Raw genomic sequence first — 15,125 nt, 5'->3', positions numbered from 1 at the left:
GGGGGTTGCCCCGATATTCCCGGCCGATTGCCATGCCCTGGCTTCGGTCCGGGTTGCCGCGCTGCGGCAAGACAGGCGTAGCCCTGGGGGGTATACTTTTGCGCCATAGGCTTTCAGGGCTTGTACGTGCCTTCTGCCCCTGCTATCCGCTAAACGGGAAGCCCGTGTCGCGGAAGGTTTTCCTGCATCGTATCGAGTGAAGCACTCGCAAGGTGAAGCAATATATGTCTTCCGAATCAGAATCTCTATCCACCTCCTATCTCTTCGGGGGTAATGCGCCCTACGTCGAAGAGTTGTACGAGGCGTACCTAGATAATCCCGGCTCCGTGCCGGACAACTGGCGCGAGTACTTCGACCAGCTGCAACACACGCCCGCCACCGACGGTCAGGAAACGACGCGCGACCGCGCCCACGCCCCGATTGTTGAGTCGTTCGCGCAGCGTGCGCGCACCAACGGCTTTGTGCAGCAGCAATCCTCGCAGCCTGATCTGGCCATGGCCAGCAAGCAGGTGTCGGTACAGTCGCTGATTGGCGCTTACCGTTCGCTGGGTTCGCGTTGGGCCGATCTGGACCCCCTCAAGCGCCAAGAACGTCCGCAAATCCCGGAACTGGACCCCGCTTTCTACGGCCTGACCGAAGCCGACCTCGATCAGGTCTACTCGGCCACCAATACCTACTTCACGACCGCCAGCACGATGACGCTGCGCGACATCCTGAAGGCGCTGCGCGACACCTACTGCCGCAGCATCGGTGCCGAATACACCCATATTTCCGACCCCGCCGCCAAGCGTTGGATTCAAGAGCGTCTGGAAAAGACTTTTGGCGCGGCATCCTACTCGCCCGAGCAAAAACGCCACATTCTGCAGCAGCTGACCGAAGCCGAAGGCCTCGAGCGCTTCCTGCACACCAAGTATGTGGGCCAGAAGCGCTTCTCGCTCGAAGGCGGCGAAAGCTTCATCGCCTCGATGGACGAAGTGGTCAACCACGCGGGCGAATGCGGCGTGCAGGAAATCGTGGTGGGCATGGCTCACCGTGGTCGCCTGAACCTGCTGGTCAACATCATGGGCAAGATGCCCGGCGATCTGTTTGCCGAATTCGAAGGCAAGCACGCCGAGGGCCTGACCGATGGTGACGTGAAGTACCACAACGGTTTCTCCAGCGACCTGTCCACCCGTGGCGGTCCGGTACACCTGTCGCTCGCGTTCAACCCGTCCCACCTGGAAATCGTCAACCCCGTGGTCGAAGGTAGCGCCCGCGCTCGCCAGGAACGTCGTGGCGACGCCGAAGGCAAACAAGTTCTGCCGGTGCTGGTGCACGGCGACGCCGCTTTCGCGGGCCAGGGTGTCGTGATGGAAACGCTGAACCTCGCTCAAACGCGCGGTTACGGCACGGGCGGCACGCTGCACATCGTCATCAACAACCAAATCGGTTTCACCACCTCTGATCCGCGCGATACGCGTTCGACGCTGTATTGCACCGACGTGGTCAAGATGATCGAAGCCCCGGTGTTCCACGTCAACGGCGACGACCCCGAAGCCGTGGTGTTCGCGACCAAGCTGGCGCTGGACTACCGCATGGAGTTCCATCACGACGTCGTGCTGGACATCGTTTGCTTCCGTAAACTCGGCCACAACGAGCAAGACACCCCGTCGCTGACGCAGCCGCTGATGTACAAGCGCATTGGCCATCACCCCGGCACGCGCAAGCTGTACGCCGACAAGCTGGTCGCCCAAGGCGTCCTGGCCGAAGGCGATGCCGAGCAGATGGTCAAGGATTACCGTCAGCTGATGGAAGACGGCCAGCGCACGATCGAGCCCGTGCTGACCGACTACAAGAGCAAGTACGCAATCGACTGGTCCCCGTTCCTGGGCGCCAAGTGGACCGACCACGCCGACACCGCCGTGCCGCTGGCTGAACTGAAGCGCATCGGTGAACGCATCACCACCGTGCCGGAAAACTTCACCCCGCACCCGCTGGTGAACAAGCTGTTGGCCGAGCGTCGCAAGATGGCTCAAGGCGAGCAAAATCTGGACTGGGGTATGGGCGAGCACCTGGCGTTCGCGACGCTGGTGTCCTCCGGTTATGCCATCCGTATCACGGGTCAGGATTCGGGTCGCGGTACGTTTACGCACCGCCACGCCGTGCTGCACGATCAAAATCGTGAGCGCTGGAACGATGGCACCTATGTGCCGCTGCAAAACGTCTCCGAAGGCCAGGCCCCGTTCACGGTGATCGACTCGGTACTGTCCGAAGAAGCCGTGCTGGGCTTCGAATACGGTTACTCGAGCGCGGAGCCCAACACGCTGACCATCTGGGAAGCGCAGTTCGGTGACTTCGTCAACGGTGCACAGGTCGTGATCGACCAGTTCATCACCTCGGGTGAGGCCAAGTGGGGCCGTCAATCCGGTCTGACGCTGATGCTGCCGCACGGCTACGAGGGTCAAGGCCCCGAGCACTCGTCGGGTCGTATCGAGCGCTTCCTGCAGCTGTGCGCCGACAACAACATCCAGGTGGTGCAGCCGACGACGGCCGCGCAGATTTTCCACCTGCTGCGTCGCCAGATGATCCGTCCGTTCCGCAAGCCTTTGGTGATCTTCACGCCGAAGTCGCTGCTGCGTAACAAGGATGCAGGTTCGCCCCTGACCGAATTGGCCGGCGGCAGCTTCCGTCCGGTGATCGGTGAGCTGGACGACAACATCGACGCCAGCAAGGTCAAGCGCGTGCTGGCTTGCTCGGGCAAGGTCTACTACGACCTGGTGAATGCGCGTCGTGAGCGCGAAGCCAGCCACGTGGCGATTGTTCGGGTTGAACAACTGTATCCGTTCGCACACAAGGCTTTCGAAGCCGAACTGAGCAAGTACAGCAACGCGACTGAAGTGATCTGGGTGCAAGACGAGCCGCAGAACCAAGGTCCTTGGTTCTACGTTCAGCACCACCTGTACGAGAACATGGCCGACGGTCAGAAACTGGGTTATGCCGGCCGTCCGGCTTCGGCATCGCCTGCCGTTGGCTATCTGGCCAAGCACATCGAGCAGCAAAAGGCGCTGATCGAGCAGGCATTTGCCGCCAAGTACAAAGGCTTCATGCTGACCAAGTAAGCGCAGCTGTCGATACGAACATTTATTGAACGGAATTTAATTACCATGGCTATTACTGACGTTGTTGTCCCCCAATTGTCCGAATCGGTTTCCGAAGCGACGCTGCTGACCTGGAAGAAGCAGGCTGGCGCTGCGGTTGAAGCCGACGAGATCCTGATCGAAATCGAAACCGACAAGGTCGTGCTGGAAGTGCCGGCTCCCGCCTCGGGCGTGCTGGCCGAGATCGTCGAAGCCGACGGCGCCACGGTGACCTCGGGTCAACTGATCGCCAAGATCGATACGGCTGCTCAGGCTGCTGCTGCCCCGGCCGCCGCGCCGAAGGCTGAAGCCGCTCCGGCCGCTGCCCCGGCTGCCGCCGCAGAAGCCCCTGCCTCGAAGAGCGCCGCTGGTGTGGCTTCGCCGGCTGCTTCGAAGATTCTCTCGGAAAAGGGTGTGGACGCCGCCAGCGTGTCGGGCACCGGCCGTGATGGTCGCGTGACCAAGGCTGACGCTCAGGCCGCCAGCGCCGCGCCGGCCAAGGCCGCCGCCGCTCCGGCTCCGACGACGCTGTCGCTGGATGGCCGTCCGGAACAGCGCGTGCCGATGAGCCGCCTGCGCGCTCGTATCGCCGAGCGTCTGCTGCAATCGCAGCAAGAAAACGCGATTCTGACCACGTTCAACGAGGTCAACATGCAGGCCGTGATCGATCTGCGCAACAAGTACAAAGAGAAGTTCGAGAAAGAGCACGGCATCAAGCTGGGCTTTATGTCGTTCTTCGTGAAGGCCGCTGTTGCCGCACTGAAGAAGTTCCCGCTGATCAACGCGTCGATCGACGGCAAGGACATCATCTATCACGGTTACTTCGACATCGGTATCGCGGTGGGCAGCCCCCGTGGTCTGGTCGTGCCGATCCTGCGTAACGCGGATCAGCTGTCGATCGCCGAGATCGAAAAGCAAATCGCTGACTTCGGCAAGCGTGCTGCTGACGGCAAGCTGGGTATCGAGGAAATGACGGGCGGTACGTTCTCGATCTCCAACGGTGGTGTGTTCGGCTCGATGCTGTCGACCCCGATCATCAACCCGCCGCAATCGGCAATCTTGGGCGTGCATGCGACCAAGGAGCGTGCGGTGGTTGAAAAGGGTCAGATCGTGATTCGTCCGATGAACTATCTGGCGCTGTCGTATGACCATCGGATCATCGACGGTCGTGAGGCGGTGTTGGGTCTGGTTGCGATGAAGGATGCGCTGGAAGATCCGCAGCGTTTGTTGCTGGATCTGTAATTCTTAGGTGGGATTAGGTTGACGGGCTGCTGGGATGCCTCTGCCGGATGTTTGCGGGATCTTCGGGTCTTTGCTCGGTGGGGGTGTCTGCTTGTCGCGGTGGTGCGGGCTGTTGGTGCGGGGGCGGAAGGGTTCTTCTGTCGCGATGTGCCGGGGCCGCAGGGCTGCGGCCCCGGCACATCGCTGGCGCTCGTGGCCGGTTGTCGCGGGAGCTGCGTAGGTTTAAGAGCGGTGCGGTGGTGACGGACGGGCCTGGGGGCCGGGTGGCGCTTCTTTAATTTCCGAATATCGAGATCATTATGTCCAAACAATTTGACGTCGTCGTCATCGGTGCAGGTCCTGGCGGCTATATCGCGGCGATCCGCGCTGCCCAGCTGGGTATGTCGGTGGCTTGCATCGACGCCTGGCAGACTGCCGACGGCAAGCCGGCGCCTGGCGGTACTTGCACTAACGTGGGCTGCATTCCTTCGAAGGCTTTGCTGCAATCGTCGGAACACTTTGAACAGGCTAACCACCACTTTGCCGAGCACGGCATCGAGGTCAAGGGCGTGAGCCTGAAGCTCGATACGCTGATCGGCCGTAAGAACACGGTGGTCAAGCAAAACAACGACGGCATTCTGTACCTGTTCAAGAAGAACAAGGTCACGTTCTTCCACGGCACGGGCTCGTTTGCGGCCAAGGCCGAGGGCGGCTACACCATCAAGGTGTCGGGCGCCAAGGAAGAAGAATTGGTGGCCAAGCATGTGGTCGTGGCTACTGGTTCGGCCGCGCGTGAACTGCCGGGTCTGCCGTTCGACGAAAAGGTTGTGCTGTCTAACGACGGCGCGCTGAATATCGGCGCCGTGCCGAAGAAGCTGGGCGTGATTGGCGCCGGCGTGATTGGTCTGGAAATGGGCAGCGTGTGGCGCCGCCTGGGTGCCGAAGTCACGATCTTGGAAGCCGCGCCGGAATTCCTGGCCGCTGCTGACCAGCAGGTCGCGAAAGAGGCGCTGAAGGCCTTCACGAAGCAAGGTCTGAACATCCAGATGGGTGTGAAGATCGGCGAGATCAAGGCGACGGCGAAGTCGGTGACGATTCCTTATGTGGACGCCAAGGGCGCCGAGCAGGAATTGGTGGTGGACAAGCTGATCGTGTCGATCGGCCGCGTGCCCTACACCGGTGGTCTGAATGCCGACGGCGTGGGCCTGAAGCTGGATCAGCGTGGCTTTATCGAGGTCGATGGCGACTGCAAGACCAATCTGCCGAACGTGTGGGCGGTGGGTGATGTGGTGCGCGGCCCGATGCTGGCGCACAAGGCCGAGGAAGAGGGCGTGGCCGTGGCCGAGCGTATCGCGGGGCAGCATGGCCATGTGAACTTCGCCACTGTGCCTTGGGTGATCTACACCTCGCCGGAAATCGCCTGGGTCGGCAAGACCGAACAGCAGCTCAAGGCCGAAGGCCGCGAGTACAAGGCAGGCAGCTTCCCGTTCCTGGCCAACGGCCGTGCACGCGCATTGGGCGACACGACGGGCTTTGCCAAGGTGATCGCTGATGCCAAGACTGACGAAGTCCTGGGTGTGCACATCGTCGGCCCGATGGCATCGGAGCTGATCGCGGAAGCCGTGACCATCATGGAATTCCGTGGCGCTGCGGAAGACATCGCACGTATTTGCCACGCGCACCCGACGTTGTCGGAAGCCGTGAAGGAAGCGGCCCTGGCCGTGGACAAGCGCGCGCTGAACTTCTAATTCCGCTCGGCATGCCGGCGGGCGCTAAGGTAGCAATGCCTGGCGCCCGCTTTTTTTTATGTCATTCAATAGCCGCTTCATAGCGCTTGTGCACGCTCTGGACCCGGGCGTGCGGGCGACTTAGTAGAATGCGGCCTTCGCTACTTTTATCGGGTCCGGAGCTTTTATGAACGTCCGCGAATATTATGAAAATTCTCTGGCCGAACGGGGCTATCAGCCCGACGAGGCGCAGAAGCGGGCGATCGATCGGCTGCAGGTCTATTACGATGATTGGGTGCGATTCAAGGGCATGCGCTCCAATGCCTTGAAGCGTTTGTTGCATCGCCCGGAGGTGCCACGTGGCGTTTACCTGTGGGGCGGTGTGGGTCGTGGCAAGAGTTTCTTGATGGACGCGTTCTATGCCACGGTGCCGGTGACCCGCAAGACGCGTATTCATTTTCATGAGTTCATCCGTGGCGTGCATCGCGAGCTTGAGACCGTGAAAGGGATGCAGGATCCGTTAGACGAAGTCGCGCGCCGGGTGGCGAAACGATATCGTCTGATCTGCTTTGACGAATTTCACGTGTCGGACGTGGCCGATGCGATGATTCTTTATCGACTGCTGTTAAAGCTGTTTGAATACGGCACGTCGTTTGTCATGACGTCGAACTACGAGCCGTCTACGTTGTATCCGGATGGCTTGCATCGCGATCGTATCTTGCCGGCCATCGAGTTGATTCAGCAACGAATGGACGTGATGAATGTGGACGCGGGTATCGATTACCGCCGCCGTTCGCTCGAACAAGTGCAGTGCTATCACTCGCCGCTTAACGAGCAAGCCAAGGCCGCGCTGCAGGAAGCATTTAACCGCCTGGCCGATACGCCGCCGCAAGATCCTGTGCTGCATATCGAACACCGCGAGATCCGTGCGCAGGCGTTGGCAGGATCCGTGGTGTGGTTCGACTTCGCGACGCTGTGTGGCGGTCCGCGCTCGCAGAATGATTATCTGGAACTGGCGAGCCGTTTTCATGCAGTCATCTTGTCCGAGGTGCCGCGCATGGGCCCGCGCCAGGCATCGGAGGCCCGCCGTTTTACGTGGCTGATCGACGTGTTCTACGACCACAAGATCAAACTCATCATGTCCGCCGAGTGCGAGCCCGAGGAGCTTTATACCGAAGGCGCGTTGGCAAACGAATTCCATCGCACGGTGTCGCGCATTCTGGAAATGCAGTCGCGCGAGTATTTGGAGTCCGAGCGACGTTTGACCGTGGGCTTATAGCCCGGAATGTCACGGTTAATTGCGATTGATATTGGTTATCAATTAAGATTGCGGTTTGTCGTCTATACCTGCAATTCCGTGACCTCACTAACGTATCGCCCCGTTTACCTGCACGAGTCCTGTTGACGCTTTCCGCGTTGACGCTGTTTGCTGCGCATAAGCCATGACTGGCCACGCCCGCGTGTCTAAGGACTGCGGCGAGGCAGCCACGCGCGTCGCAGACAGTCCTGTGGGATTACCTGGTAGACGAGAAACAATGAAACCCATCCCCGGCACCGGGCTCGCGCGTTATCGATGCGCCGTGCTGTCGCGCGTGCTTGCCGCCGTATTCGGCGGCTATGCGTTGACCGCGTCCGCAGCGGCGGCGCTCGCTGTATGGCTGCCTTTGGCGCGCGTTGAGGCGGTTACCACCTCGGCCATTCTGGCTTTTGTCATTTATGCCATCGCCGTCATGGGCGTGTTTGCCGCGCGTAACGCCGGGCGCGCGTGGGCGGGGGTGCTTATTTGGACCGCGATCTGCGCGGGGCTCTATGCCATCGCACGCTCGGGAGTGGGCGTATGACCGTGCGTAAAGACAGCGCCCCGCATGGGGAAGGCTTCCGACAAGCCATGGCTTGGCTGCATACGTGGGCAGGGCTGATCATGGGTTGGATCCTGTTCGCGATGTTTCTAACGGGCACGCTTGCATTTTTTCGGCCCGAGATGACGACATGGATGCGGCCGGAGCTGCCCGCCCAGCATCGCGTGGTCGCGGCGGATCATGCGGCGGACATGGCCCAGCGCTATCTCGCGCAACATGCGCCCGATGCGACACGCTGGTACATTGATTTGCCGTCCGCGCGCGCACCCTATCTAAGCGTGCTGTACCAAGTACCCAAACCTGCGCCGGGTACGCGGGGCTTTAAGCGTGTGACGCTAGATCCGCAAACAGGGCAGGAGGTCACCTCCCGGGAAACACGAGGCGGCGACTTTCTTTATCGCTTTCACTTCGAACTGGAAATCGGTCCGCCATGGGGTCGGTGGCTCGCGAGTATCGCGGGCATGTTTATGTTGATCGCGATACTCAGCGGGATCGTGACGCATAAGAAAATCTTCAAGGACTTCTTCACCTTTCGCCCGGCCAAGGGCGGCCAACGCGCCTGGATGGATGGGCATAACGCGTTATCGGTGCTGGGTTTGCCGTTCCATCTGATGATCACGTTCAGCGGCTTGTTGATCTTCGTCGCGATGTTGCTGCCCGCTGGCATCAACGCGGCCTATGACTATCCGCGACAGTATTCCGAGGAGCGATTCCCTGGCCTCGCGCCCCAGAAGGCGGCTCCAGGCGAGGCGCCGCTATTGCCGCTAGGCAAATTTGTGACCGCGGCACAATCGCTATGGCAGGGTGGCATCGCGGGTGCGGTCATTGTGGCCAACCCGGGTAAACCGAATGCGATCGTCTCCGTGCAGCGCAGTTCGGAAGAAAAGGTCTCGTACGCGCGTAATCCGCCCAGCGTGCAATTCGATGGCGTGACGGGGAAGTTGCTCAAGCATCATGAGGACAATGGTCCGGCCGTCACCGCGGCTGATACGGTGATCGGGCTGCACTTGGGATTTTTTGCGCAGCCTGTGTTGCGATGGCTTTATTTCATCGTCAGCCTGGCTGGCACCGCCATGGTCGGTACCGGCCTCGTGCTTTGGGTCGTCAAACGTCGCCAGAAGTCGGGTGCGGCCAAAAGTCAGCAGCTGTCGTTGCGCCTGGTCGATGGCTTGAACGCTGGCAGCATCGCCGGGTTTTGTCTCGCCATCGTCGTGTACTTCTGCGCCAACCGGTTATTGCCGGTGGACCTGCCTGGGCGCGCGCTATGGGAAACGCGCGCGTTTTTCATGGTCTGGGGCCTCAGCTATCTCTATGCCTTCGTCTTTCCAAGACGCCAGTGGCGTGACCTTTGGGCCCTGGCGGCAGTCGGCGCATTGGCATTGCCCGCCTTGAACGCGATGACAACCTCGCGACACCTGGCGGCGTCATTAGCGGACGGTGATTGGGCGATGGCGGGATTCGACCTCACCGCGTGGGCCGCGGCCGCGTTGATGGGGTGGATCGCGTACAAGGCGCACCGGGCCTATGCGGGTATGCCGAAAGCGAGCCGGACGCGCGCAGCTCCCTCCAGCACCACCGCGACGCGCGTGCATGAGCGGCATGAAGGCACAAGCACCGTTCGATCGCCTGTTGTTGTCACCGAGGCGAGCTGTACAAGCAATGAGGTGACGTCGTGATGAGTATCGCTGCTTTCTTTTGCGCTTATGCTGGATTCTCGGCGCTGTGTCTGGGCATGGACCGCCACTATGAGGCCGTCTTTGATCGCGCATTGCCGTCCCGGCATCGCGTGATGTTGCGACTGGTCGGCGCGAGCGCGCTTGCCCTATCCCTTTGGCTTTCGACACGCGTGTGGGGCTGGTCCTATGGCGCGGTGGAATGGATAGGCATCTTGAGCTTTGCTGGACTGATGTTGATCTGGTGGGTCAGCTATCGGCCCGTGGCAGCGCTCGTTGCGGGGGCCGTATGCGCGGTGGCCGCGCCGTTGATCCTGATTCCGACCCTGACATAGGGATCCGCCACAACCCGGTCGGCGCCAACGACGCGCTCATGTACATGTGTAATTTGGAACTACATAAAAAATCGCGGTTACTCAGCAGTTGTGCTTCCTGCTTAAAAGCGCCACAGGGAGCTCCGCCCTGGAATTTTCATGAGAGAACCGTATGAGTATCCACTTTAATCCTCCCGTTTCTTCAGACGTTCACCTCACGTACACGTCGCAAGACGGCGATCACACGATGAGCAATAAAGAGGCCCTGTCGCATTGGATAAAGGCGGGTGATATCGAAAATTTCCGTTCTTTTTTTGAAGGAAGCCCTTCGCTGGCAGAGTTGGACACGTTAAGAGAGGGATTTACGGTCTTGCACGAGGCCGCCAAGCAAAAGGATCCGGAGTTCGTCGCTGTCGTACTTCAGCACCTGCCAGACCTGGTGAATGCGCAGGATCTTTGGGATACGCAAACAACGCCGTTGATGATCGCCGCAGCAAACGGTAATGCCGACACGGTGCGCGTGTTGCTGGAGGCCGAGGCCCGTCCGGAGGCGCAAGACCGGCAGGGGTGGAGTGCGCTCTTCTGGGCCGTGTCCCGGAATGCCATTGACGCAATCAAGGTGCTTCTGGGATACGAAAGAAGCTCGGAAATCGCGCATCCTGCTCCCAAAGCCGCCCAGCCAGAGGTGATAAGGTCAATGCTGAGTTGCTGCGACGGCAATTCTCGCACTGCCCTAGCCCTCGCCATCCAAAACCAGCACTGGGAGTGTGCTGAGGTGCTGCTTGAGGCCGGCGCTAACGTCGGGCTACATGGATCGGAGCTGCAGAGCGCGGCTGAGCAGGCTGCTGAGCAGGGAAAGATGGACCTCCTGTCGTCGATAATTGCGCAAGCGGGGCCGGATCTCGATGGCAGCTCGGTGTTAATATTTGCGCGCTTCCGGGATGACGAGGCAGCTGGTCTCCCAAGGTACCGTCAAACCCTGAGTATGCTGTTGGAGAGTGGCGCCGATTTCGGCGCACCGGACCGTGCAGACTCGAAGAGTCTGTTGAGCGCTATAAAGATCCGGGACTTCGAGGTTGCAAAAATCCTCATCGATGCAGGCATCGGACTCAATGGCCCCCGGCACGGGGCGGCGGCTCTGGTCCAGAAAGAAAAAAGACGCCGTTTGAAGTTGTGTTGCAGGAAGGAAGGATGGAAATCGCGGCACGGCTCGCTAACCGTGCCGGTTTTGACGTTCCTCCGGAGTATCAGCGAGACATGTACCGCGCATATATCGAAGCGGCAAGCAGCGGAGATGTAGAACTGTTTGAAACGTTGGCAGTCGCGGGCGCGCGAATGCGGCAGGCGCATCCCAATGAGGTAAACCCCTGGCCTTTCCCTCTCAGCAATGGCTCGGAAGGACTCGATGATGCGACCTTCAGTCGCATGCTAGCTATATATAAAGCACACGGGGGAGATGTCGACTCCGTCGCTAGGACATGACTCCGCTCCAACTCCTAGCTGACTATCGCGGCTCGGAAATTACATCAGACGTTGTACTGCATAGTTCGGTGACAAAGCCGATCTCACCATATGGTTCCTGGTAGGAACAATTGCAGTGCAATCGTTACTAACGTATTTTCCCTAGGACTAATCATGGGCTCGACTTCTGGTGTGCAGACTGGCGGGGGTGTTCAATTACATCCGCTTGAGGAGCGGGCAACCGCTGAATTTTCTGAGCAAGACATCTACGCAGCCGTTAAGAAAGCCAGTGCATCCACCTTGCTGGCGATGATAGATGCGTCAGGCTTCGATATTTCCGCCGTCGATGCCCAAGGTAGGACGTTTCTACACTATGCGATCGAGAACGGCACGACTGCGTTGGCAAAACCCTTGGTCGCCCGCCTCGGGGGTGATCCGACTTTGCTCAATGCTAGAGATCGGCATGGAGACACGCTATTGGTTTATGCGGCGCACGAACGCAAACTTGCATGGATGGAAGCGATTGTCGAGGCGGGAGGAACGGTGGGTAGGCCGTATTCGCCGCCTGCGGAGGGAATGAAGACCTCTTCCTTTATCGATTCCATTCAGGCACTGCGAGAGGGGCGATTTGATGAATGGGAAGCGGAGAGCTCTTTCCCCATTGCTGCTGCATGGGCGCTGTCTGAAAGTCGAGGTGATATATCGCAAGCGGCCATCCTAGCGGTCCACCACAGACTCGCTGAAGTCGCCCGTTTTTTCGCAAGAGGCGGAGCTAATCCGATCAGCGATATTGCACACGATGCCGAGTCATTGAAGTGGATGCTAGACAATGATCTCGACGGCACCGGCTATGGCCTGGTCGAATTAATGCTCAGGAGCCGCGCGCCCGGCTACGAAAAAACGCTAGCCGCACTGAAAGATACGCCTTTAGCGATGCAGGTGTTGCTGACATTAAAAAAGCGGCACGTTGACGAAAATCTCCTTCTGTTTTGCGCCACATTAGTAATGGGCGCCGGTGCGGATGGGGAGTCATTGTTAGCCGGCGCGATAGAGAAGTGGATTGAAGACGATTTGAAGTACTCGATCAGTTCTGAAGCTGGTCTTGATGACGGCGGAATCTGGTTGAACTGGAATCTGTCGTTGGTCCGGGTATTAGTCGCGGCGGGCGCTCCAGCCATCAAGAAGATCGTGTCGCAATCCGATTCTACGTATGGTCTCTACCACGATGATCTCGCTTCCAAAGTGTTGCTTCGGTTAGGCGTTGACGTCACCCAAGCGCTACCGCAGCTTCGGCCAGAGGATCAGTTTCGCCTGACGGCGGACGCCGTGCAAGGCTGGATACATAGCAAGCAATTCTCTAATGAAGAAAAGGTGGCCGGACTGAACGCGTTGCTGCCGGTAGGTCACCCAGAGGCGATCGCACATCAGATCAGCATCTGCAGTGAGCAAGATGTAGACAATGTGGCGCTTTTCCTTCGCGCGGGTTATCCAGTGGATTCGACGAATGGCTTGAGACCTTTGGCCAGAGCCGTCGCCCGGGCGGTGGACAACGACCCGCAGCACAGGATTCAAAATGCTGTGCGCTCGCCGGCGGGCCGTTTGTTGCGCCAGCTCATTGAACGAGATGCAGAGTGTGTTGAGTCGATACCCCGCAATGTAGAAGCTTTTCGCGATACGGGGAATCCGATTTTGCTGGCTTCAGCCAAGGTCGTCACCTATACGGTACTGGAGCACTTACTCTCTCGATCGGATCTTTCATACGCCGATAAGGTCGGCCAAATAAAGAACTTAACGGCCCTACCCGAAGTGCATGACGCCGCCAGTCAACTGATGCGCGATGCACTCGATAAAGAACACTGGGCAACGGTGAAACTGCTGGTGAATGCCGACGTTCCGGCCACCGCTGCGGTGGTGCGGCTATGCGAGAGGCGGCTTAAAAGAGACGATCAGGCCATAGCCGATACCTCGCGCTTCATGCGCTTGGGTCCTAATCTTGCTCCAGCGATGGCATATTTGACTGAAAATATTCAGAGATATGAGGAACGCGGCGACACGGCTAATGCGGAACGCGCGCAGCAACTGCTGAATGTGTTCATGTTGACCTTGGGCAGTGATGCGACGCTCATGAATACCCTGCGCAAGCGTTCCGGTGATCCCGATGTGTCCGCAACCGGGTAACGGCCCGCATTGAGCCCCTGGAGCAAGGGTTTCGCCAAGGCAATACGTGGCAGATGTGCAGACTCGCTCAATTCGGCCAGTCGTGCAGGTTGAGGTGCGGTAACCTCAATAGGCGGGTTGGGGCCAGGCAGATCGCCGGACGCCCCCAACCCCGGCCCTTGACTAACCCCCGTTTGGCAGACCCAAAGCTACACGCGTCTGCTGCAGCAATGCATCGCGCTCTGCTTCGTCGCGAGCGACTGGACCCTCGGCAATGGTCTCGCCATCCAGTACGGCTTTGATCTGCAAGCCGTCTGCCTGCAGGCAGTCGCCATCGCTACCCGACTGCAAGCGTTGAACGAAAGCGCCCGCCGCTTTAGGATCGGCAAAGCCGCGCGAACGCAAGAGCTCTTGGCCGTCCGCGCCTACCAAGCGGAATCGGAATTGCCCGTCCTCGTCGCGAAAGCTCACAAACCGGGCGGTTTTCCCCGATTTTTTGTTGCTCGATTTGCTGGGCGCGGGCGCGGCAGTATGGCGCCGCAGGCCCACCGCGTCACGCAACTCTGCCATGAAGGGCGTGGCCAATTTGCGCGCTTTTTCTCCGCCTGCCTGCAGGATGTCTTCGATCCGTTCAGGATGGGCCATCAGCGCCTGATAGCGTTCGCGCATGGGAGCAATATCGCGCTCCAGACGCTGGTACAGGGCCTCTTTCGCGTCTCCCCAGCCCATGCCGGATTCGAGCTCTGCCCGGAATGAAGCCGCCTCGTCCTCGGTCGAAAAGGCGCGGTAGATCGTGAACAAGTGCGAGTTGTCCGGATCTTTGGGTTCGCCCGGCTGGCGCGAATCGGTCACGATGCGCATGATGGCCGCGCGCAGCGATTTGGCGTCACCCTCGAAGAGCGGAATCGTGTTGTTGTAGCTCTTGGACATCTTGCGGCCGTCCAGGCCGGGCAGCGTCGCCACCGATTCCTCGATCGCTACCTCGGGTAGCACGAAGAACTCGCGGCCATACAGATGATTGAATCGCTGCGCGATGTCGCGCGCCATCTCCAGATGTTGGATCTGGTCGCGTCCTACCGGGACTTTGTTGGCGTTGAACATCAGGATGTCCGCCGCCATCAGTATCGGGTAGGAAAAGAGCCCCATGGTGATGCCATCGTCCGGCTCGACACCCTTGGCGGTGTTCTGATCAACCGACGCTTTATAAGCGTGCGCGCGGTTCATCAATCCCTTGGCCGTGACGCAAGTCAAAATCCAGCACAACTCTGGAATCTCGGGGATATCCGATTGCCGGTAAAACGTGACGCGTTCGGGGTCGAGGCCGCCCGCCAACCAGGTGGCCGCGATCTCCAGACGCGAACGCGCGACGCGCGCCGGATCATCGCACTTTATCAGCGCGTGATAGTCCGCCATGAAGTAGAACGCGTCGGTGCCCGGCTGGGTGCTGGCATTGATGGCGGGGCGGATGGCCCCGGCCCAGTTGCCGAGATGGGGGGTGCCGGAGGTCGTGATGCCGGTGAGGACGCGGATACTCATGAGTAGGCGGGATAATGCGTTGATGAACAATCGTCCAGTTTAACGCGTCCCGCCGTGCCGC

The 15,125-nt window shown here is 59.6% G+C and carries 10 protein-coding genes; 9 read left to right on the top strand and 1 reads right to left on the bottom strand.

Annotation, left to right across the window (positions count from 1 at the left end; genetic code table 11):
- Positions 1-224 precede the first annotated feature (224 nt).
- The 9 genes from GOQ25_RS09800 (at position 225) to GOQ25_RS09760 (ending at position 13,549) form a co-directional block, all read left to right on the top strand.
- On the top strand, positions 225-3,098 hold the full coding sequence (locus GOQ25_RS09800) for a 2-oxoglutarate dehydrogenase E1 component (RefSeq protein ID WP_160350282.1): 2,874 nt from the start codon (positions 225-227) through the stop codon (positions 3,096-3,098).
- Between the two features lie 45 nt (positions 3,099-3,143).
- Entirely contained in the window at positions 3,144-4,358 is a 1,215-nt protein-coding gene (gene odhB, locus GOQ25_RS09795; protein ID WP_160350281.1) for a 2-oxoglutarate dehydrogenase complex dihydrolipoyllysine-residue succinyltransferase, read from the top strand.
- Between the two features lie 299 nt (positions 4,359-4,657).
- A complete protein-coding gene (gene lpdA / locus GOQ25_RS09790; protein ID WP_160350280.1) occupies positions 4,658-6,085 on the top strand; it encodes a dihydrolipoyl dehydrogenase in 1,428 nt (475 codons plus the stop codon).
- A 166-nt stretch (positions 6,086-6,251) separates the two neighbouring features.
- Entirely contained in the window at positions 6,252-7,343 is a 1,092-nt protein-coding gene (gene zapE / locus GOQ25_RS09785) for a cell division protein ZapE (protein ID WP_160350279.1), read from the top strand.
- A gap of 256 nt (positions 7,344-7,599) precedes the next feature.
- Positions 7,600-7,905 (top strand): DUF3649 domain-containing protein, encoded by a 306-nt coding sequence (locus tag GOQ25_RS09780; RefSeq protein WP_160350278.1) that lies wholly within the window; start codon positions 7,600-7,602, stop codon positions 7,903-7,905.
- Complete coding sequence (locus GOQ25_RS09775; RefSeq protein ID WP_160350277.1) at positions 7,902-9,599, top strand: PepSY domain-containing protein; 1,698 nt, start codon at positions 7,902-7,904, stop codon at positions 9,597-9,599. Before GOQ25_RS09780 ends, GOQ25_RS09775 begins: the two co-directional genes overlap by 4 nt.
- Positions 9,599-9,931, top strand: coding sequence for a DUF3325 domain-containing protein (locus GOQ25_RS09770; protein WP_160350276.1), 333 nt, complete (start codon positions 9,599-9,601; stop codon positions 9,929-9,931). Before GOQ25_RS09775 ends, GOQ25_RS09770 begins: the two co-directional genes overlap by 1 nt.
- Before the next feature lie 151 nt (positions 9,932-10,082).
- Positions 10,083-11,210: an ankyrin repeat domain-containing protein gene (locus tag GOQ25_RS09765; RefSeq protein ID WP_160350275.1), complete on the top strand. Its 1,128-nt coding sequence runs from the start codon at positions 10,083-10,085 to the stop codon at positions 11,208-11,210.
- A gap of 335 nt (positions 11,211-11,545) precedes the next feature.
- Complete coding sequence (locus tag GOQ25_RS09760; protein WP_160350274.1) at positions 11,546-13,549, top strand: ankyrin repeat domain-containing protein; 2,004 nt, start codon at positions 11,546-11,548, stop codon at positions 13,547-13,549.
- Between the two features lie 162 nt (positions 13,550-13,711).
- On the opposite strand, the gene GOQ25_RS09755 is transcribed toward GOQ25_RS09760, so the two are convergent.
- On the bottom strand, positions 13,712-15,064 hold the full coding sequence (locus GOQ25_RS09755) for a tryptophan--tRNA ligase (protein WP_160350273.1): 1,353 nt from the start codon (positions 15,062-15,064) through the stop codon (positions 13,712-13,714).
- Between the last annotated feature and the right edge of the window lie 61 nt (positions 15,065-15,125).

This window comes from Bordetella sp. 15P40C-2, assembly GCF_009763235.1.
Taxonomy (GTDB): Bacteria; Pseudomonadota; Gammaproteobacteria; order Burkholderiales; family Burkholderiaceae_B; genus Bordetella_A.
This window is presented reverse-complemented; position numbering and strand designations above follow the sequence as displayed.

Coding starts and splice junctions, on each gene's coding strand:
- GOQ25_RS09775 (WP_160350277.1), top strand. CDS start 7,902: ATGACCGTGCGTAAAGACAGCGCCCCGCATGGGGAAGGCTTCCGACAA.
- zapE (WP_160350279.1), top strand. CDS start 6,252: ATGAACGTCCGCGAATATTATGAAAATTCTCTGGCCGAACGGGGCTAT.
- lpdA (WP_160350280.1), top strand. CDS start 4,658: ATGTCCAAACAATTTGACGTCGTCGTCATCGGTGCAGGTCCTGGCGGC.
- GOQ25_RS09765 (WP_160350275.1), top strand. CDS start 10,083: ATGAGTATCCACTTTAATCCTCCCGTTTCTTCAGACGTTCACCTCACG.
- GOQ25_RS09800 (WP_160350282.1), top strand. CDS start 225: ATGTCTTCCGAATCAGAATCTCTATCCACCTCCTATCTCTTCGGGGGT.
- odhB (WP_160350281.1), top strand. CDS start 3,144: ATGGCTATTACTGACGTTGTTGTCCCCCAATTGTCCGAATCGGTTTCC.
- GOQ25_RS09760 (WP_160350274.1), top strand. CDS start 11,546: ATGGGCTCGACTTCTGGTGTGCAGACTGGCGGGGGTGTTCAATTACAT.
- GOQ25_RS09780 (WP_160350278.1), top strand. CDS start 7,600: ATGAAACCCATCCCCGGCACCGGGCTCGCGCGTTATCGATGCGCCGTG.
- GOQ25_RS09770 (WP_160350276.1), top strand. CDS start 9,599: ATGAGTATCGCTGCTTTCTTTTGCGCTTATGCTGGATTCTCGGCGCTG.
- GOQ25_RS09755 (WP_160350273.1), bottom strand. CDS start 15,064: ATGAGTATCCGCGTCCTCACCGGCATCACGACCTCCGGCACCCCCCAT.